Genomic DNA, 19,678 nt, shown 5'->3' with positions numbered 1-19,678 from the left:
TCAGGCCCGAGCGGTCAGGGCCGACCGGTCAGGCCGGAGCCGCGGCCAGGGAGGCGCCGTCGACGAGCGTGCAGCGGAGGAGCTGCTGCTCCCGTCGCGCGGGGTCGCCCTCGATGAGGATCTGCACGGCGCGGCGGCCCATGTCGCGCCGGGGCAGCTCGAAGCCGGCCTGCCAGCCGGTGCGATCGGCGGATCCGGAGAGTGACACCAGCGACAGGTCGCCCGGCACCGCCACCCCCTCGGCCTCGGCGGCGTCCTGCAGGAGGACGAACTGCTCCTCCTGCTCGGCGAGGACGACCGTGACGCCCTCGGCGGCGATCCGGCGGATCCACTCCCGCGGCGACGCCTCCGGCCCCGGCACGAGGTGGAGGAAGCCGTCGCCGAGCTCGGCCCGCGCGCCGGCCATGCGGTCGGTGTACGACTCGACGCCCTCGCCGTGGCCGGCGTAGGCGAAGCGGGTGTGGCCGAGGGCGCGCGCGCAGGAGATCAGCTCGCGGACGATCGACGCGTAGTCGGCGGCCACGTAGGGCACGGGCCCGCCGGCGTCGTCGCGGCGGCCGATGCTGACGAAGGAGAAGCCGCTCGCGTTGAGGAACTCGAGCTCCTCGCGGGGCATGCGCTGCCCGAGGAGGATGCAGGAGTCGGCCAGGCGCAGCCGGGTGGTGCCGCCGCTGAGGCCGCCGCGACGGCCGCCGACGCGACCGCTGGTCAGCAGGAGGAGGTCGATGTCGCGGTTCTGCGCCTCCTCCTCGATGCCGGCGAGGAACGGGTGGAAGAAGTCCTCGCGGTCGAGCGGGAACAGGCTCTCGTAGGTGTAGACGCCGATCATGCCGGTGCCGACCTGCTTGAGGCGGCGCGCGATGGGGTCGGCGACGTACCCCGTCTCCTGGATCGCCTTGAGGATCCGCGCCCGCGTCGCCTCCGGGACCCGGGCGAGCTGCTCGCCCTTGTCGTTGAGCACGAACGACACCGTCGTCTGGCTGACTCCCGCGAGACGCGCGATGTCCTTCTGCGTGATCCGCGGCACCCGGACACCCCCGCTTCATCCTGGTAATAGGTATTACGTCTTGACCTCAGGCTACCGATGACGAAGGATCGCCGTACGCCCATCCGGGGCGAGAGAGGGCGGAACGTCGACGATGATGAATCCCGCAGACCCAGACAACCAGACCACGGCCTCCCCGAGGCCCGATCGGCAGCACAAGCCCGATCAGCAGCCCGAGCACGATCCGCAGCGCAGGCCCGACAACTCGCGCCGCCTCTTCCTCGCCGGGGGCGCCGCCGCCCTCGCCGGCGCGGCAGGGGCCGTCGGCGCCGCCACTCCGGCCGCCGCCGCACCCCCGGCCGACGCTCCCGGGCAGAAGAAGCGCCTGAGCGTCACCGAGGGGCCGATCTCGCCGCTCGACAAGGAGTTCCGCTGGGACGACCGCGCCGGCGCCGACAACACCCGCGCAGTGCAGGCGGCCATCGACAAGGCGATGACCGCTCCGGGCGGCGAGGTGTCGCTGCCCGCCGGCGAGATCCGGGTGACGGGCCTCGCGGTCGACTACCGCGGCTACCCGGTGCAACCCGAGAACGGGCCGCCCTACGGCTACGCCGGGCCGAAGATCGTCGGCGCCGGCATGCGTCAGACGAGGATCGTCCAGATCGAGGGCTCGACCCGCGACATCTTCACCGTCTCCGGCCAGACCGGCGACGCGGCCGGTCCCGCCAACAACAACAAGGCCACCGGCGTCGTCCTCGCCGACTTCGAGATGACGGGCACGCCCTCGGGCGGCCACGGGATGTCGCTGCGCTCGCTGGTCAACTGCGAGTTCCGCAACCTGTGGATCCAGAAGACCGGCAAGTCGGGCATCTTCCGCGAGCGCGCCACCTTCGTCTCGGGCGTCGACGACGAGTACTCGTACGCCAACTCCTGGAACAAGATCAAGATCGTCGCCCCCGCCGGCTGGGGCGTGGAGGACTCGGGCAAGGCCTCCATCGGCGGCTCGATGACCAACGTCGAGGCGATCAGCCCCGGCCTCGGCGGCTTCCTCCTCGCGCCGACGAACATGACGCTGCTCGACTGCCAGGCCATCGGCGGCACGGTCGGCCTCCGGTCGATCCGCAACGAGAACCGGCGCTCGGTCAACTCCGGCCTGACCCTGATCAACTTCCGCTCGGAGGGCTCCCGCGACGGCTGGGAGGTGCTGATCGAGGCCGGCACGAGCCACATGATCGTGAACCCGAACTTCTTCCCGACCTCGGGCGCGAACTGCCTCGGCGTCGGCCTGACGAACGGCGGAGCGGACTTCGAGGTGCGCAACCTCACCGTCCTCGGCGGCTTCTACGGGCTCAGCCTCGGCCGCTTCCCGCAGCAGAAGGCGATCGTGCTGGGCAGCGACTCCTCGCAGACGCGCCTCGTGAACCCGTTCATCGAGCGCGGCGCCGCGGGAGTGGACGAGGGCTCGCTGATCGTCGACGACGGACGCCTGACCTCGTTCGAGCTCGGCCGCGGCCGGGTGGAGCGCGCGGCCGGCTACACCACGGTCGCCCGCGCCCCCGAGACCATCCCGACCCCTCCGGCCGGACAGGTCAACGAGGGCTGGGAGCGCTCCGGCGACACCTGGCGGAAGGTGGCCGTCTTCCCCGACGGGCACCGCGTCGTCATCGCCTCCTGACCCCGGGCGGCGGCGCCCTCCGCGCCGCCGCCCTCCCCCACTGCACACGGAACGAGCACCAGAACGCATGCATGACGACAGCACCCGCATCGAAGCCCGCATCGCCCGCTTCCGCGCCGAGAGCCTCCGGCCGGCGATCCACCGGGCGGTCGAGCCGCTCGGGATCGAGTCGTGGACCGCTCCGGGCGAGCCGGTCCCCTTCGACCAGGCGCGGGCCGCGTCCTACGCGCCCGCCCGCATCGGGGAGCCGTGGGGCGCCCCCTGGGGCACCGTGTGGTTCCACGTGCGCGGCGAGATCCCCGCCTCCTGGGTCGGCGTCGACGGCTGCGAGCCCGAGCTCGTCGTCGACCTCGGCTACACCGGCGCCCAGTCCGGCTTCGAGGCGGAGGGGCTCGTCTTCACCGCGACCGGCACGGTCGTGAAGGCCGTCGAGCCGTTCAACCAGTCGGTCCCGCTCGACCGGCTGCCCGGCCGCGAGGCGGGCGACCGCACGGTCGAGCTCTACATCGAGGCCGCCGCCAACCCGAACATCACCGGCGACTGGTCCTTCACCCCCACGGCGCTCGGCGGCCGCCCCGCCGACGGCGCCCTGCCGTCCGACCCGCTCTACCGCCTCCGCCGTCTCGAGCTCGGGCTGCTCGACCGGGAGGTCTGGGAGCTGGAGCAGGACATGGCCGTGCTCGTCGGGCTGATCGGGCAGCTGCCCGAGTCCTCCCAGCGGCGCGCCGAGATCGTGCGCGCCCTCGACCGCGCCGTCGACGTCCTCGATCCGGACGACGTGTCCGGCACCGCCGCCGCGGGCCGGGAGGCGCTGCGGACGGTCCTCGAGCGCCCCGCCTCGGCCAGCGCGCACCACCTGCACGCCGTCGGCCACGCCCACATCGACTCCGCCTGGCTCTGGCCCGCCCGCGAGACCGCCCGCAAGGTGGCCCGCACCTTCTCGAACGTCTGCGACCTGATCGAGCGCGAGGAGGGCTTCGTCTTCGCCGCCTCCTCCGCGCAGCAGTACGCGTGGCTGAAGCGCGACCACCCGGAGCTGTTCGAGCGCGTCCGCGGCCACGTGCTCGCGGGCCGCTTCGTGCCGGTCGGCGGGATGTGGGTCGAGTCGGACACGAACATGCCCGGCGGCGAGGCGCTCGTGCGCCAGCTGCTCGAGGGCAAGCGCTTCTTCCTCGACGAGTTCGGGATCGACACCGAGGAGGTCTGGCTCCCGGACTCCTTCGGCTACTCCGCCGCGCTGCCGCAGATCATCGCCGGAGCGGGCGGGCGCTGGTTCCTCACGCAGAAGATCTCGTGGAACGAGACCAACACGATGCCCCACCACACCTTCTGGTGGGAGGGCATCGACGGCACCCGCGTGTTCACGCACTTCCCGCCCGTCGACCTCTACAACTCCGACCTCTCCGGCGAGGACCTCGCCCGCGCCGAGCGCCAGTACGCCGAGAAGGGCAGCGGCACCATGTCGCTCGTGCCCTTCGGCTACGGCGACGGCGGAGGAGGCCCCAACCGCGAGATGATCGCGGCCGCCCGCCGCACGCGCAGCCTCGAGGGCTCGCCGACCGTCGAGCTGTCCACGCCCCGCCGCTTCTTCGAGGAGGCGCAGGCCGAGTACCCGGACGCGCCCACCTGGTCGGGCGAGCTCTACCTCGAGTTCCACCGCGGCACCTACACGTCGCAGGCGCGCACCAAGCAGGGCAACCGCCGCAGCGAGCACCTGCTCCGCGAGATCGAGCTATGGGCGACCACGGCCCTCGTCCGCGCCGGGGTACCGTACCCGGCCGACGAGCTGCGCGAGATGTGGCGGACGGTCCTCCTGCAGCAGTTCCACGACATCCTGCCGGGCACCTCCATCGCCTGGGTGCACCGCGAGGCGGAGGAGAACTACGCCCGCATCGCGCAGCGGATCGAGGAGATGATCGCCGAGACCGTCCGGGCCCTCGCCGGCGAGGGCTCCGCGGAGCTGCTGGTGAACTCCTCCCCCTTCGCCGTCGGGGGCGTGCCGGCGCTCGGCGCGGCCGCGGCCGACCCCGCCGCGGAGCACTCGGCCCCGATGCTCCGCTCCGACGGCGACGCCCACGTCCTCGACAACGGGCTCGTCCGGGTGCGGATCGGCGCCTCCGGGCTCCTCGAGTCGGTCGTGGACCTCGCGAGCGGCCGGGAGGTCGTGCCCGCCGGCGCCGCCGCGGGGCTCCTCCAGCTGCACCGCGACACCCCGAACAAGTGGGACGCCTGGGACCTCGACGACAACTACCGCCGCACGGTGGAGGACCTCGTCGGCGTCGACTCGGTCCGCGCCGGCACCGTGAGCGACCCGCTCGGCCGCGAGGTGCCGGCGGTCGTGATCACCCGCTCGTTCGGCGGCTCCACGGTCGTGCAGACCGTCTCGCTGCAGATCGGCCGGGCGGCCGTCGACCTCGACCTCGACATCGACTGGCACGAGCGCCGCAAGCTGCTCAAGCTCGCCTTCCCGCTCGACCTGCTCTCGGACCGGGCGACGTCCGAGATCCAGTTCGGCCACGTGCACCGCCCGACCCACGTGAACACGACGTGGGACGCCGCCCGCTTCGAGACCGTCGCGCACCGCTGGGTGCACGTCGGCGAGCCGGGCTTCGGCGTCGCGGTCGTCAACGACTCCACCTACGGGCACGACATCACCCGCGACCGCGCCGCGGCCGGCACCCCGACGACCACGGTCCGGCTCTCGCTCCTGCGCGCGCCGCTGTTCCCCGACCCGGACGCCGACCAGGGCCACCACCGCCTCGCCGTCTCGCTCGTGGTCGGCGCCGAGCTGCCCGACGCCGTCGAGGCCGGCTACGCGCTGAACACCCCGGTCCGCAGGCTCACCGGCGCCGCGCCCGTGGCTCCCCTGGTGTCGATCGACGACCCCTCGGTGATCGTCGAGGCCGTGAAGGCGGCGGACGACGGGAGCGGCGACGTGATCGTGCGGCTCTACGAGTCGCTCGGCCGCCGCGCCGCAGCGACCCTCCGCGCCGCCTTCGCCGTCCGGGCGGTCACCCGCACCGACCTGATGGAGCGTCTCACCGAGCAGGTCCGCATCGAGAGCTCCGTCGAGGCGGAGTCGGCCGACGTGCGCCTCGAGCTGCGTCCGTTCGAGATCGCGACGGTGCGCCTGGCGCGCTGAGCGCGAGGGGGACGCGGGGCGGGAGCAGGCCGGGCGGGCTTGCTCCTGCCCCTGCGTCATGTGGTCTGCTCGATGCACACCGTCCCGATCGGAGAGGTCCCCCATGCAGTCGTTCCCCGCCCCGCCCCGCCAGGTGCAGATCGGCGACGCCGCCGCGTTCGCCGGCGTCACTCCGCGGGCGATCCGCCACTACCACCGGCTCGGGCTGCTCCCCGAGCGCGAGCGGGGCGGAGACGGTCGTCGGCGCTACGGCTACGACGACATCATCCGGCTGCTCTGGATCCGCCGCCTGGCCGACGCCGGGGTCGCGCTCGAGGACATCCGGGACGCCTTCGCCGTCGCAGCCCCGGCCGGCGCCGAGGACAGCGCCGACCGCGAGGACGAGGTCGCGGGCGTCCTCGCGCGGCTGGACGACGCGCTCGCCGCGCAGGAGGAGGAGCTGCAGCGGAAGCGGGCCTCGGTCCGGCGCATGCGGACCCTCGGCGGCCGGCTGGGGCTGCTCGACGACATCGTCTCGCGCCGCCTCGAGGGCGCACCCGAGGGCTCGCTGCGCCAGGCCGACCTCGACACCCTGCTGGTCACCGAGCGGATGTTCGGCCCGCTGGGCGCCGTCTCCCAGGCCGGCCGCTTCGTGGTCCTGGCCGCCGATCCGGCGCTGCGGGCGGAGGCCGACCGCGTCGACGCCGCCGAGGAGGCCCTCGACGACACGGTCGCCGAGGACGACCCCCGGGTGGAGCAGGTGGCGCGGGAGCGGCACGCCTTCGAGGCCCGGCTGATGCGCGTCGTCGAGGAGTCCGGTCAGCTCGAGGAGGACGAGGCCATCTTCGACGCGTGGGACGAGGCGCACCCGCCCGAGGACCCCGCGCCGGCCCCCGATCCCGTACAGGGCTCCCGCGCCCGGAGCGCCGGCGAGATCATCCGGAGCCTGCCCTACGACGTCTCGCCGGCCCGCCTGCGCGCCATGGACCTGGCGATGCGGCTCGGGATGGAGGAGGCGCCGACGCGCTGAGACGCGGGGTCACGCCCGCTCGGTCACCCGAGGACCTCTCGCAGCACCTCCAGCGCCCGCTCGCGGTCGCCGACCCCGCCGCCCTCGTGCCCGCTGTACGGCCACACGTCGATCGACGTCTCGCCGCCCGAGACGTTGTGGGAGGCGAAGACCGTCGAGGGCGGGCAGACCGGGTCCATCAGGCCGACCGAGCGGTGCACCCGGCAGCGCAGGCGCCGCGAGAAGTGGACGCCGTCGACGTAGGAGAGGGTCCGCTCGACGGCGTCGAGGTCCTCGGGGCGGGTCGCCAGGTAGCGGGCGATCTCCACGTAGGGCGCCTCGTTCGTGACGGTCGTGGCGCGCAGGACGTCGGAGAGGAAGGGCACCAGGGCGATCGCCGCGCGCACCCGGGGGCGCAGCGCCGCCGCGGCGGTCGCGAGCGCTCCGCCCTGGCTGCCGCCGAAGACCGACACGCGGTCCGGGTCCAGCCCGGGGAGCGACTCCACGGCGTCGACGGCGAGCGCCGCGTCCGCGATCAGGCGCCGGTAGTAGTACGTCTCGGGCGACTCGATGCCGCGCGTCGTGACCCCGGGGTACGCGGGTCCGCTGCCGTGGGGGTCGGGGGTGGCTCCGGAGCGGGCGAGGCGGCCGGCTCCCTGGCCTCGCGCGTCGACGACCAGGTGGGCGTACCCGGCGGCGGCGATCCAGAGGTGCTCGATCGGACGGCCCCGTCCGCTGCCGTACCCGGGGTACTCGATCACCACGGGGAGCGGGGCGCCCGGGTCGACCGCGGGGGTCATCAGCCAGGCGGCGATCGGCTCGCCCGCGAAGCCGGGGAACCGCACGTCCCGCACCCGCACCAGCGGGAGGCCCGCGTCGACCGGCGCGGCGCTCACGGCGGGGCCGCCCTCCCGCCCGAGCGCGAGGGTGGCCCGCCAGAAGGCGTCGAAGTCGTCGGGCTCCGCGACCTCCGCACGGAACTCGCGGAGGGCGGCGAGGGGGCGATCCGTGAACACCGGGTCAGCCTTTCAGACCGGAGTGCGCGAGCCCTTCCACGAACTGCCGCTGAGCGAGGAGGAACACGGCCAGCACGGGCACGACCGTCATCGTCGCCGCGGCGAGCTGCACGTCCCACATCTCCCCGCCGTAGGCGTCGGTGAAGCGGGTGAGCGCCTGGGGCAGGGTGAAGAGCTCGGGTGAGGTCAGGTAGACCGTCGGCTCGAGGTACATGTTCCAGGACCCGAGGAAGGTCAGGATCGCGACGGCCGACAGCGCGGGCTTGGACAGCGGCAGGAAGATGCGCCGCCAGATCCCGAAGCGGCCGAGGCCGTCCAGGCGCGCGGCCTCCTCGAGCTCGCCGGGCATCGCGATGAAGTACTGCCGCATGATGAACGTGCCCAGCACCGCCGGCGCTCCGACCATCGGCACCAGCAGCAGCGGCACGTGGGTGTCGATGAAGCCGAGCTGCCGGAAGATCTGGAACAGCGGGATGATCGTCACCTCCGTCGGCACCAGCAGGCCGGTCAGGACGACGAGGAACACCGCGTTGCGTCCCGGGAACGGGATCCGGGCGAAGGCGTAGCCGGCCAGGCTCGACACCAGCAGCGTGACCACGGTGACCGTGACCGCGATGTAGAGGCTGTTCCAGTACTGGAGCGCGAACGGCTGGAACCGGAACGCCTCGGCGTAGCCCGCCAGGCTCGGCGAGTCCGGCAGCAGGGTCGGCGGGTTCGAGAAGATCTCGTTCACCGGCTTGAACGACGAGGCGATCATCCAGAACGTCGGCACCGCGAACGGCAGCACGAGCAGGATCAGCGTCACGACGAGCAGGGCGGTCATGAGCGGGCTGCGGCCGCGGCGGCGCTTGACGGGCGGCTCCGGGACGGCTTCGAGGCGTGGCGTGAGCGGGGTCCCCTGCTCGACGACGGCGTCAGTTCTCATAGAAGACCCATTTCTTGCGCAGCTGCCACTGCACGACCGTGAGGATCAGGACGAAGAGGAGCAGCATCAGCGAGAGCGTCGCGCCGTAGCCGATGTCGCTGAACTCGAAGGCCTGTTGGAACACGTAGTAGACGAGCACTGTCGTCGACAGCTCCGGCCCGCCCTCGGTCAGGACGGCGACCTGCGCGAACGCCTGCAGCGAGCCGACGATCGTGAGGATGGCGGTGAGGAGCAGGGTGGGCGAGATGAGCGGGAGCGTGATCCGGAAGAAGATCGCGCGGGGGCTCGCGCCGTCCAGGCGGGCCGCCTCGTAGAGGTCGCCCGGCACTCCCTGCAGCGCGGCGAGGAAGAGCACCATGTTGACGCCGACGCTGCGGATGACCTGCGTGACGATGACGCTCGCCATCGCGGTGGGTCCCTCCTGGAGCCAGTTCGGCCCGTCGAGGCCGACCAGCGAGAGCAGGCCGTTGATCGCGCCGTTGTCCTGGAGGAGGAAGCCCCAGACGAGGGTCCAGGCGACCACCGAGATGACGACGGGCGAGAAGAAGAGCGTGCGGAACAGGGCGCCGCCCGGGATCCTCCGGTTGAGCAGCACGGCCAGGCCCAGCCCGAGGGCGAGGTTCAGGACGACCACTCCCCCGGAGAAGACCGCGGTCGTGCCGAGCACCGCGCCGATGCTCGGGTCGTTGATCGCCCGCTCGTAGTTCTCGCCGCCCACGAAGGTCATGGAGCCGGTGAAGACGTTCCACTCGTTGAGGCTGAACCAGACCGCGAGCCCGACGGGCAGCAGCACGAACACGATCACACCGAGCAGCTGGGGCGCGATGAAGAGCCAGCCGGCGAGCGCGTCGCGGCGCCGGAGGTTCCAGTAGGCGCCGGCGGGAGCGGATCGGCGGCTGTCCGTCGAGGTCGCGGTCACGGGATCACTTCCCCTGGAGGACGGGCGCGATGGCGTCGCAGACGCCTCCGAGCACCTCGGCGACGTCGGCGTCGGCCGACCACATGCGGTCCAGCGCCGTCTTGCCGACCGAGGTGATCTCGGCGGGGCTCGTCACCGGAGGGGTGGCGGACACGTCGGCGAGCTCGTCGACCACGACGCGGTCGAGCTGCTCGGCGCTGAGGCGCGTGTTGACCTTCGCCAGCTCCTCACCGGACAGCAGTGACTCGCGGGGCGGCGGGAAGAACTGCGCGAGCTTGGCGGAGTTCTCCGGGTTGGTCATGAACGAGAGGAAGCCGGTCGCCTCCTCCACGTGGTCGCCGCCTGCGAGCGCGGCCATGCCGGCCTGGCCGATGTTGCCGTACTCGCCGGCGGGGCCGACGGGCAGCGGGTAGATCTCGAACGGGAACGAGCCGTCGAGCAGGCTCGCCCGCGAGACCTGCGCGGTCGTGAACGCGGCGTCGCCGGCGAAGAAGTCCGCCGTCACGCCGGGTCCGGGGGTCGCGCCGCTGACGTAGACCGAGTCGTGGAAGAACTGGAACGCCTCCACCATCTCGGGCGAGTCCATCGTGCACTGGGTCCCGTCGTCGCTCCACGGCTGGGCTCCCCAGCCCGCCCAGAGGTTCGCGAGGCTCAGCCAGCCCGAGAAGTCGAAGTCGCGGATGATGTAGCCGGCCTTGCCGGTCGACTCGTTGACGGCCGCGCCGATGCGGTCGACGTCCTCCCAGGTGAGCGTCGCGGGGTCGACGGTCTGCCCGGCCTGCGCGACGAGGTCCTGGTTCACGTACAGCGCGAACGGCGAGTTGGAGAACGGGTACGCGTAGAGCTCGCCGTCCTGGCTGAACGACTGCGCCACGCTGGGCAGGATGTCGTCGTACTCGTAGCCCTCGGTCCCCTCGAAGGTCTCGGTCAGCGGAGCGAGCGCTCCGGCGTCGATCAGGTCCTTCGCGATGTCGCCGACCCAGGCGAGGTCGGGGGCGTTGCCGCCCGCGGCCTGCGTGGTCAGGGTCGAGTTGTAGTCCGCGAACGGGAGGGACTCGAAGGTCACGGACTCGATCTCGGGGTGGTCGGCGATGTACTCGTCGGCCATCGAGTCGAACAGGGCGAGCTGCTTCTCGTCGGAGGTCCAGACGGACATCCTCAGAGCGACGGGTGCTGAGTCGTCACCGCCGCCGGCGGCGCCGCAGCCCGAGAGGGCGGCGATCACTCCGACTGCGGCGAGCGAGGCCATCAGCTTCTTCGCTGGTCTCATCGTCTCTCTTTCTCCAATGGTCTTCTCGGTGTTCCCGGTCAGTACCCGACGACGTCGGGCCAGTGGGTCTCTACGCCGCGCGACTCGAGCCTCGCCTGCAGGCGGGCGACGAGGGCGGGGTCGGCGGCGATCCCGTGGGGCGACAGGTCCTCGGCGAGGGCGAGGGCCGCCAGCTCGCCGACGGCCTCGCCGATGTTCCACTCCACGGGGTGGAGGCGGTACGCGCCGTTGGTGATGTGCGTCGTCCCGATGTTCTTGCCCCCGGGCAGCAGGTTCGTCGGGGTGCGCGGCACGAGGGCGCCGAGCGGGATCTCGAACGGCGAGCACTCCACGTCGAGGTAGTTGTCGCCTCCGGTGGTCGGGTGCAGGTCGATCCGGTACATGCCCACGCCGACGGAGTCGTCGAAGCGCGCGGGGCTCCCCGTCCCGCGGGCGGCGACGGAGACGTCCTGCTCGCGCACGGTGGTGAGCGCGCGGATCCGGCGGGACTCGCGGATGTAGGGGGCCTGCGCGAGGCCGTCGGCGGTGCCCATCACGTCGCCGCGGAGCCGGAGCCCGGGCCAGCCGCGGCCGCCGTCGGGCCGGGGCGCCTCGGTCTGGAGCCAGTAGAAGTACGACAGCGAGAGAGCGCGGGCGCCGGCGAGGTGCTTCTCCGGCTCCGGCACGTCGAGGATCGAGCTGTCGAGGTAGTCGAGCATCGGCCAGTTCGCGAGCACGATGTCGCTGTCGAGCGCGCCCGGTCGGAGGGTCTCGGTCGCGAGGATCCGGCGGAACATCCAGAGGTCGGTGTCCCCGCCCTGCGCGCGCTGGTCCGCGGTGCGGGTGTCGCCCACGGCGTTCACGTGCATCGTGCGGGTCTCGGGGCGCAGCGTCCTCGGGTTCGGCGCGGTGAAGGAGAGGAGCTTCCCGCCCCAGAACGGCACCTCGTACTCGTGCCAGTAGTCGTAGTCGGCCGGGCGCTCGATGGTGTGGTCGCCGTCCGCGCTGTCGAAGCCGAAGCACCAGGTGACGGCTTGCACGTTCATCGGGTCGGCGACGGCGGGAGCGCTGGGCTCGCCGTGCTCGTCGCGCGACTCGGAGCCCGTGACGTAGTCGACCTCCGCGAGGGGGAGCAGCTCCCCCGTCTCGGTCGCGTCGATCACGTACCGTCCGGAGACGGCGAGCTCCTCGCCCGAGACCGCGTCGCGCAGCAGGACGCGCTCGATCCGGCCCGGGCCGCCGTCGACGGCGAAGGGGACGACGCCGGTGACGACGCGGATCGCTCCGCTCGAGCGGTAGGGGGCGAGCATCTCGTCGAGCACGGCGACGGCGACGCGGGGCTCGGCGCAGAGCCGGCTCACGAGTCCGCGGCCGGGGTTCAGGCGGTCGTCGCGCATCGCCTCGGCGGTGAGGGGGTAGTTGCGGCGGTAGTAGCCGCGGATGCCGTCGCGGAGGCGCCGGTAGTCGGCGGTGACGCCGAACTGCTCGACCCAGGTGTGCTCGTCCGGCGGGACGCCCTGCGAGGTGAGCTGGCCGCCCAGCCACGGGTACTGCTCGGTCAGCACGACCGAGAGGCCGTTGCGGGCGAGGGCGATCGCCGCCGCCACTCCTCCGAGGCCGCCGCCGATCACGGCGACATCTGCTTGCATCGGGGTCACGCGTCCGCCTCGTCCTCGTCGACAGTCTGGGTAATCGGCCTACTACCCGCGGGTAATACGTATTGCCGAATGATTAGACCGTAACGCACGAGTGTCCGGTTGGCAACGGTCTCCGATGTTCCGAGCGACGCCCCGGCGACCCGCGGGCGTCCTCAGCCGGAAGCGGGCCGGATGTCAGGGCTCGGTGGCATGCTCGACCCCGAGCGCGGCCGGCGGGCGGCGGCGCGGAGCGGAGCAGCATGATCGGGTTGGATCTCACCGGGCGCACGGCCCTCGTCACGGGGTCGGGGCAGGGCATCGGGCTGGCCATCGCGACGACGCTCGCGGAGGCGGGCGCCGAGGTGATCGTGAACGCCCGCTCCGAGCGGTCGATCCGCCGGGCGATCGAGGCCGTCGGCGCGGCGGTGCCGGAGGCGCGGGTGCGCGGAGTCGCGGCCGACGTGTCGACGGAGAAGGGCACGGCCTCCCTCCTGCGGGCGGCCGCCGACGTGGATGTGCTCGTCAACAACCTCGGGATCTTCGGCTCCGCCGATGCGCTCTCCATCGACGACGACGAGTGGCGCCGCTACTTCGAGGTCAACGTGCTCACCGGCGTGCGCCTCACCCGCGCCTACCTCCCGGGGATGATGGAGCGCGAGTGGGGCCGCGTCCTCTACATCGGCAGCGACTCCGCCGTCGTCACGCCCGCCGAGATGATCCACTACGGAGTGTCGAAGACCGCGCTGCTGGGCGTCTCGCGCGGCTTCGCCAAGGCCGCCGCCGGCACCGGGGTGACGGTGAACAGCGTGCTCGCCGGGCCGACCCACACGGGCGGCGTCGAGGACTTCGTCTACGAGCTGGTCGACCGCGAGCTCCCGTGGGAGGAGGCGCAGCGCGAGTTCATGCGCCTGCACCGGCCGCAGTCGCTGCTGAAGCGCCTCATCGAGCCGGAGGAGATCGCCCACATGGTGGCGTACCTCGCCTCCCCGCTCGCCTCGGCCACCACGGGCGCCGCCGTGCGCGTCGACGGCGGCTACATCGACTCGATCGTGCCGTAGCGCGCGCTCCCGGGGCTTCCCGGGGCGCCGGCCGTCAGCGCGGAGGGGCGACCGAGCCGCCGGGGCGCCACGGGCCGCCGATGCGCTCCTGGAGGAGCGGCGCCGCCGGGTCGGCGAGGCGGGCGAGCAGCGCCTCCACTCCGCGGCGGCCGAGCTCGCGGCCGGGCGCGACGAGCAGGTCGAGCGCCGGGTCGGCCAGGTCGGCGACGTCGGGGTCGGAGGCGAGCAGGACGATCGAGAGGTCCTCGGGCACGCGCAGCCCGCGGTGCCGCACCTCGTGCGCGAACCCGACGGCGGCGCCCCCGTTGACGATCACCACGGCGGTCGCGGAGGCGGGGTCGAACGAGCGGGCGAGGGTGCGGCCGCCGGCGGGCGACTCCTCGCAGCGCAGCAGCACGCCCTCGACGCCGCGGGCCGCGCAGGCGAGCGCGAACGCCTCCTGGGTGCGCGCGTAGGGGCCGAAGTCGGCCGCGGCCTCGCGGTCCGGGCCGAGCACGAGCGCCACCCGCGCGTGCCCCAGGCCGGCGAGCCGGCCGAGCGCCTCCTCGACCATCCCCTCGAAGTCGATGTCGACCCAGTCGAGGGCGGACGGATCGCGGGTGCGCCCGATGAGGGCGAAGGGCGTGCCGGAGTCCCGCAGGACCGGCACGCGCTCGTCCTCGCTGGTGACCTGCATCAGCACGACGCCGTCGATCAGGCCGTCGGCGCGCAGGTCGGCGAGGCGATCGGAGCCGCCGACGGTCGGCCACAGGACGATCGAGTGGTCCTGCTCCGCCGCGGCCTCGGCGGCGCCGAGCAGGAACGAGGTGGCGGTGTTGAGCGGCCGGCTCGACACGAGCGGATAGACGACCGCGACGATCCCGGAGCGGCGTCGGGCGAGGGCGCGGGCCAGGGCGTGCGGCCGGAAGCCGAGCTCGCGCATCGCCGCCCGCACCCGCTCGCGCGTCTCGGGCGAGACGGGCTTGGTGTCGTTGACCACGAACGAGACCGTCGCGATCGAGACCCCCGCGAGGCGCGCGACGTCCCTCATCGTGGCCACCGCGCCTCCTCCGCTCGCGCCGCCCGGCCGTGGTTGACGCGGGGCGGACGTCTCCCGCATCCTAGGAGACGCGGCCGGTAAAGCGGTTAACCCCGTGTCGGGCCGCCCACTGCCGCACCGTCTCCACCGTCGAAGAAGGAACACCGTGACCACACCCTCCTCCCCCGTCCGCGTCCTCGTCTGGGGCGAGAACCGCCATGAGCAGATCGAGGAGAAGGTCCGCGCGATCTACCCCGACGGCATGCACAGCACGATCGCCGACGGCATCCGCGAGAACCTCGGCGAGCGCGCCACCGTCTCCACCACCACGCTCGACGAGCCCGAGCACGGCCTCACCGAGGACGTCCTCGACGCCACCGACGTGCTCGTCTGGTGGGGCCACATGGCCCACGGCGACGTCTCCGACGAGATCGTCGAGCGCGTCCAGCGCCACGTCCTCTCGGCCATGGGCCTCGTCGTCCTGCACTCCGGCCACTGGTCGAAGATCTTCGGCAAGCTCATGGGCACCACCTGCACGCTGCGCTGGCGCTCGGAGCAGGACCGCGAGCTGGTCTGGACCGTCGACCCCACGCACCCCATCGCCCAGGGGATCCCGCACCCCTTCCTGATCCCGCAGCAGGAGATGTACGGCGAGTTCTTCGACGTTCCGGCGCCCGACGAGCTCGTGTTCCTCTCGACCTTCACGGGCGGCGAGGTGTTCCGCTCCGGCATGACCTGGAAGCGCGGCCACGGGCGCATCTTCTTCTTCTCCCCCGGCGACCAGGACTACCCCGTCTACCACCAGGCCGAGGTGCGCCGCGTGATCGCGAACGGCGTCGAGTGGGTGCGCTCCTCGCGCCCCGAGCGCCGCCTCCCGGTGCTGCAGCGCTACGAGACCGAGGACTTCCACAACGGCCAGGACTACGAGGGAGCGCTCGTCCGATGACGGTCCGCCTCGTCCAGGTCGGCGCCGGCGCGATGGGCCGCGCCTGGATCCGCACCATCCGCGACTCCCCGGACGCCGAGCTCGTCGGCCTGGTCGACCTCGACGTCGACCTCGCCACGGCTGCCGCGGAGGAGGAGGGGGTCGGCCCGGTCGCGGTCGGCACCTCCGTCGCCGAGGTCGCCGCGCGCTCCGGCGCCGACGCCGTGGTCAACGTGACCGTGCCGCGGGCGCACCTCCCCGTCAGCTCGGAGGCGCTGTTCGCCGGGCTGCCCGTGCTCTCCGAGAAGCCGATCGCGCCGACCATCGCCGAGGCGCTGGTGCTCGCGGCGACGGCAGAGGCCTCGGGCCGGCTCCTGATGACCAGCCAGTCGCGCCGCTACTACTCGGCGATCACCGCCTTCCGCGAGCAGATCGCCGGGCTCGGGCAGCTGGGCACCGCCTCCGTGCACTTCGCGAAGGCGCCCCGCTTCGGCGGCTTCCGCGACGAGATGGACCACGTGCTCCTGGTCGACATGGCGATCCACGCCTTCGACGCGGCGCGGTACCTGCTCGACAGCGACCCGGTCGCGGTCTACTGCGAGGAGTACAACCCGGGCTGGAGCTGGTACGCCGACGGAGCCGCGGCGAGCGCCGTGTTCGAGTTCTCCGACGGAGTGCGCTTCAGCTACACCGGCAGCTGGTGCGCCGACGGCCTCGAGACCTCGTGGAACGGCGACTGGCGCGTGAACGGGGCCGGCGGCACCGCGCACTGGGACGGCGACGGCGCTCCGGAGTGGCAGTCGCGCGAGTCGGAGGCGGTGCGAAGCGCCGCGCTCGAGCCCGTGCCCGAGGAGATCGCGGGCTCGCTCGCGGAGTTCGTGCGGGTGCTGGGCTCGGGGGCGGTGCCCTCGGGCGAGGTGCACTCGAACGTGCGGAGCCTCGCGATGGTGGAGGCGGCGGTCCGCTCCTCCGAGACGGGTGCGCGGGTGCGGCTCGACGACGTGCTGGAGGAGGGGTACGCGGAGGCGCTGACGCTCGCGCGCGACGAGCGCGTGCTCGCGGCCCTCGGCTCCTGGGGCTCGGCCGCCGAGGGTCTCGCGCGCTGACCACGCCGCCTGGCGGATCTCGAGGCGTCCGTGCCGGCGTCTCGAGACCCCGCCCGGTCGCGGCTCCGCCACCGCGCGTTCGCCGGGCGGACACCTGCGGGCGGCGGCGCGTTCACCGGGGGCGGCCAGCGTGGGCGGGTTCCTTCGAAGCCGCTCAGGAGACCCGTGTCCTCTCGTCATACCCGCACCCGCACCCGCACCGCCGCCCTCGCCCTCACCGTCACCGTCACCGGCTGCACCCTCGGAGCCGCGGCCCTGCCCGCCTCCGCCGCGGGCGACTCCTTCTTCACCCGCATCGCCACGGTGCCGGCCTACCTGAACGCGGCCGACCCGTCCGCCGACTCCGCCGTCGCCGAGATCTCGAGCGCGTCGCCCGACGGCCGCCTGGTCTACTCGACGGACTCCGCCGGGCAGCGCATCGACGTCCTCGACATCTCGGACCCCGACTCCCCCGAGCCGCTCGGCGGCGTCGGCGTGGGCGGCGAGCCGACCTCGGTCTACGCGACCGGCGAGTACGTGCTCGCGGTGGTCGACACGAGCGACGGCGACTTCGCGAACCCCTCCGGCCACGTCAGCGTGCTGCACGCCGACGACCTCGCGCCCGTCGCGAGCATCGAGCTCGGCGGCCAGCCCGACTCCATCGACGTCACCACCGACGGCTCGACCGCGGTCATCGCGATCGAGAACCAGCGCGACGAGGACCTCGCCCCCGAGGGCGGCGAGGAGGGCGACCTCCCGCAGGCGCCCGCCGGGGAGCTCGTGGTGATGGACCTCGCGGGCGACCCGTCCGCCTGGGTGCCGGAGCACGTCGACCTCACCGGTCTCGCCGGCCTCGACACCCCGTCGGACCCGGAGCCCGAGTACGTCTCGATCAACCCCGCCGACACGGCCGTCGCCGTGACGCTGCAGGAGAACAACGCCGTCGCGATCGTCGACCTGGCCACGCGCTCCGTCACCGCCTCGTACACCGCGGGCACCGCCTCCGTCAGCGGCATCGACACGCTCGACGACGACTCGATCTCGCTGACCGGCTCGATCACCGACGTCCCGCGCGAGCCCGACGCGATCGGCTGGGTCGGCGACGACCACGTCGCGATCGCGAACGAGGGCGACTGGAAGGGCGGCACGCGCGGCTGGTCGATCCTCGACGCCGCGACCGGGGCCGTGCAGTGGGACGCCGGGAACTCGTTCGACCACCTCGCGGTGCGCCTCGGGCTCTACCCGGACAAGCGCTCCGACGCCAAGGGCTCCGAGCCCGAGGGCCTGCTCTCGGCCACCTTCGACGGCGTCCCCTACGTGTTCGTCGGCGCCGAGCGGGCGAACTTCGTGGCCGTCTACGACGTGTCGGAGCCGACCGCGCCGCGCTTCGTGCAGGCGCTGCCGTCGACCCCGGGTCCGGAGGGGCTGCTCGCCCTGCCCGAGCGCGACCTGCTGGTCGTCTCGAGCGAGACCGACGACGCCGAGGCCGCCGTCCGCGCGAGCGTGCAGCTCTACGCGCTCGGCGCCTCCGCCCCCGCGTTCCCGACCGTGCTGTCGGCCGACGTCGACGGATCGCCGCTGCCCTGGGGCGCGCTCTCGGGCCTCTCGACCGACCCGGCGGCGCCCGACCGCCTGTACGCGGTGAGCGACAGCGCCTACGCGCCGAGCACACTCCACTCGATCGACACCTCCGTCTCGCCGGCGCTGCTCGACACGACCCTCACGGTGACCGAGGGCGGCGAGCCCGCCGCTCTGGATCTGGAGGGGATCGCCGCCCGCGTCGACGGCGGCTTCTGGGCCGTGACGGAGGGCGGGACAGGCGACGGCAACGCACTCCTGCGACTCGACGCGGACGCCGCGGTGACCGAGCGGATCGCCCTGCCCGCGGAGCTCGCCTCAGCGCTGGGCAAGCAGGGCTTCGAGGGAGTGACCGTCGAGGACAGCGCCGCCGGTGAGATCGTCTGGACGGCGCTGCAGCGCGAGGCCTCGATCGACGCCGACGGAGTGGTCCGGATCGGGCGCTACGACGTCGCCGCCGACAGCTGGAGCTTTTTCGGCTACCCGCTGGAGGCCGTCTCCGGGGCGGACGGCGACTGGAACGGGCTCTCGGAGATCACGCTGACCCCCGCGGGCACGCTCGCGGTGATCGAACGCGACAAGCTCAACGGGCCGGACGCCGCGCTGAAGGCCGTGTACACGGTGCCGCTGCCGACGGAGGCCGGCGCGGCGGTCGGCGAGACGCTGCCGATGCTCGAGAAGACCCTCGCGGTCGACGTGCTGCCCGCGCTGCAGGCCGGGAACGGCTGGACCCAGGAGAAGCTCGAGGGCCTCGGGATCACCGGCTCCGGCGAGGTGTTCGCGGTGACCGACAACGACGGCGTGGACGACGCGAACGGCGAGACGGTGCTCGCGTCGCTCGGCTCCGCGGCGTCCGTGTTCGGGACGGGGACGGTGCCGACTCCGGGGCCGACTGTCGAGCCGACGGTGGCGCCGACGGTGGCGCCGACGGCTGAGCCGACCACGGCGCCGACCGCGCAGCCCACGGTCGCGCCGACGGCTGAGCCGACCGCGCAGCCCTCGGCCGAGCCCACGCGCACGCCGGCTCCTGCTCCGGCCGGCGCCGTTCCTCCGCGGACCGGCTCGGGACTCGCGAGCACCGGCGTCGAGACGGGCTGGACCGCCGCGGCGGCTCTCGCCCTGCTCGCCGGCGGAGCGCTCGCGCTCGGAGTCACGCGCCGCCGCCGCGACGCGCGCTGACGGACGCCAACGGCCCGGGGGACAGTGTCCTCCGGGCCGTCGGCGTTCCCGCCGCGAGCGGCGCGGGTGGGGCGAGTGGTCGGGTGTCAGCTTCCGGTGGGGGCGTCCTCGGTGTCGGGAGAGGTGCTCTCGGAGGGCGCCTGCGGGGCGACGGGCGCGGCAGGGCCGGAGCCGTCAGCGGGGGCCGGCGGGGCGGGGTGTCCGGCCGGGCCGCACTCGCCCGGGGCGAGACGGCTCCGGAGGAGGAGCTCGTGCCGGGCGGCGACGGCGGCTCTCCGAGCTGGTCGGCGGCTCCCGGG

14 protein-coding genes are annotated in these 19,678 nt (G+C 73.3%); 7 read left to right on the top strand and 7 right to left on the bottom strand.

The window, feature by feature from the left end; translation table 11 throughout:
- Window positions 1-28 precede the first annotated feature (28 nt).
- Window positions 29-1,027 carry a LacI family DNA-binding transcriptional regulator gene (locus C5C59_RS15810; protein ID WP_104238786.1) on the bottom strand — a complete coding sequence of 333 codons (999 nt, stop codon included), beginning with the start codon at window positions 1,025-1,027 and terminating at the stop codon, window positions 29-31.
- 112 nt (window positions 1,028-1,139) lie between these two features.
- Here C5C59_RS15810 and C5C59_RS15805 point away from each other — a divergent pair, with 112 nt between their 5' ends.
- From C5C59_RS15805 to C5C59_RS15795, 3 genes are all read left to right on the top strand, one after another.
- Window positions 1,140-2,660 carry a hypothetical protein gene (locus C5C59_RS15805; protein WP_104234018.1) on the top strand — a complete coding sequence of 507 codons (1,521 nt, stop codon included), beginning with the start codon at window positions 1,140-1,142 and terminating at the stop codon, window positions 2,658-2,660.
- A gap of 67 nt (window positions 2,661-2,727) precedes the next feature.
- Complete coding sequence (locus C5C59_RS15800) at window positions 2,728-5,802, top strand: glycoside hydrolase family 38 C-terminal domain-containing protein (RefSeq protein ID WP_104238787.1); 3,075 nt, start codon at window positions 2,728-2,730, stop codon at window positions 5,800-5,802.
- A gap of 103 nt (window positions 5,803-5,905) precedes the next feature.
- Complete coding sequence (locus tag C5C59_RS15795) at window positions 5,906-6,811, top strand: MerR family transcriptional regulator (protein ID WP_219812459.1); 906 nt, start codon at window positions 5,906-5,908, stop codon at window positions 6,809-6,811.
- Between the two features lie 23 nt (window positions 6,812-6,834).
- Here C5C59_RS15795 and C5C59_RS15790 read toward each other — a convergent pair whose 3' ends face one another.
- The 5 genes from C5C59_RS15790 to C5C59_RS15770 are packed head-to-tail and all read right to left on the bottom strand — an operon-like array spanning window position 6,835 to window position 12,548.
- Window positions 6,835-7,806 (bottom strand): acetylxylan esterase, encoded by a 972-nt coding sequence (locus C5C59_RS15790; protein WP_104238789.1) that lies wholly within the window; start codon window positions 7,804-7,806, stop codon window positions 6,835-6,837.
- A 4-nt stretch (window positions 7,807-7,810) separates the two neighbouring features.
- Window positions 7,811-8,731, bottom strand: a complete 921-nt coding sequence (locus tag C5C59_RS15785) for a carbohydrate ABC transporter permease (protein ID WP_244229554.1) — start codon at window positions 8,729-8,731, stop codon at window positions 7,811-7,813.
- On the bottom strand, window positions 8,721-9,650 hold the full coding sequence (locus C5C59_RS15780; RefSeq protein WP_104238790.1) for a carbohydrate ABC transporter permease: 930 nt from the start codon (window positions 9,648-9,650) through the stop codon (window positions 8,721-8,723). Before C5C59_RS15780 ends, C5C59_RS15785 begins: the two co-directional genes overlap by 11 nt.
- A gap of 4 nt (window positions 9,651-9,654) precedes the next feature.
- Window positions 9,655-10,920, bottom strand: a complete 1,266-nt coding sequence (locus C5C59_RS15775) for a sugar ABC transporter substrate-binding protein (RefSeq protein ID WP_104238791.1) — start codon at window positions 10,918-10,920, stop codon at window positions 9,655-9,657.
- Window positions 10,921-10,958: 38 nt separating this feature from the next.
- Window positions 10,959-12,548: an FAD-dependent oxidoreductase gene (locus C5C59_RS15770; RefSeq protein ID WP_104238802.1), complete on the bottom strand. Its 1,590-nt coding sequence runs from the start codon at window positions 12,546-12,548 to the stop codon at window positions 10,959-10,961.
- 251 nt (window positions 12,549-12,799) lie between these two features.
- On the opposite strand from C5C59_RS15770, the gene C5C59_RS15765 reads away from it, so the two are divergent.
- Window positions 12,800-13,594, top strand: coding sequence for an SDR family NAD(P)-dependent oxidoreductase (locus C5C59_RS15765; RefSeq protein WP_104238803.1), 795 nt, complete (start codon window positions 12,800-12,802; stop codon window positions 13,592-13,594).
- A gap of 34 nt (window positions 13,595-13,628) precedes the next feature.
- Here C5C59_RS15765 and C5C59_RS15760 read toward each other — a convergent pair whose 3' ends face one another.
- Entirely contained in the window at window positions 13,629-14,624 is a 996-nt protein-coding gene (locus tag C5C59_RS15760) for a LacI family DNA-binding transcriptional regulator (protein ID WP_258062807.1), read from the bottom strand.
- A 154-nt stretch (window positions 14,625-14,778) separates the two neighbouring features.
- Between C5C59_RS15760 and C5C59_RS15755 the strand changes: the two genes are divergently transcribed.
- The 3 genes from C5C59_RS15755 (at window position 14,779) to C5C59_RS17770 (ending at window position 19,379) form a co-directional block, all read left to right on the top strand.
- Window positions 14,779-15,558, top strand: coding sequence for a ThuA domain-containing protein (locus tag C5C59_RS15755; RefSeq protein WP_104238793.1), 780 nt, complete (start codon window positions 14,779-14,781; stop codon window positions 15,556-15,558).
- Entirely contained in the window at window positions 15,555-16,643 is a 1,089-nt protein-coding gene (locus tag C5C59_RS15750) for a Gfo/Idh/MocA family protein (protein ID WP_104238794.1), read from the top strand. Before C5C59_RS15755 ends, C5C59_RS15750 begins: the two co-directional genes overlap by 4 nt.
- Window positions 16,644-16,808: 165 nt before the next feature.
- A complete protein-coding gene (locus tag C5C59_RS17770) occupies window positions 16,809-19,379 on the top strand; it encodes an esterase-like activity of phytase family protein (protein ID WP_104251319.1) in 2,571 nt (856 codons plus the stop codon).
- Window positions 19,380-19,678: the final 299 nt, after the last annotated feature.

The organism is Rathayibacter sp. AY1F4, from assembly GCF_002931775.1.
In the GTDB taxonomy this organism is placed as follows: Bacteria; Actinomycetota; Actinomycetes; order Actinomycetales; family Microbacteriaceae; genus Rathayibacter.
This window is presented reverse-complemented; position numbering and strand designations above follow the sequence as displayed.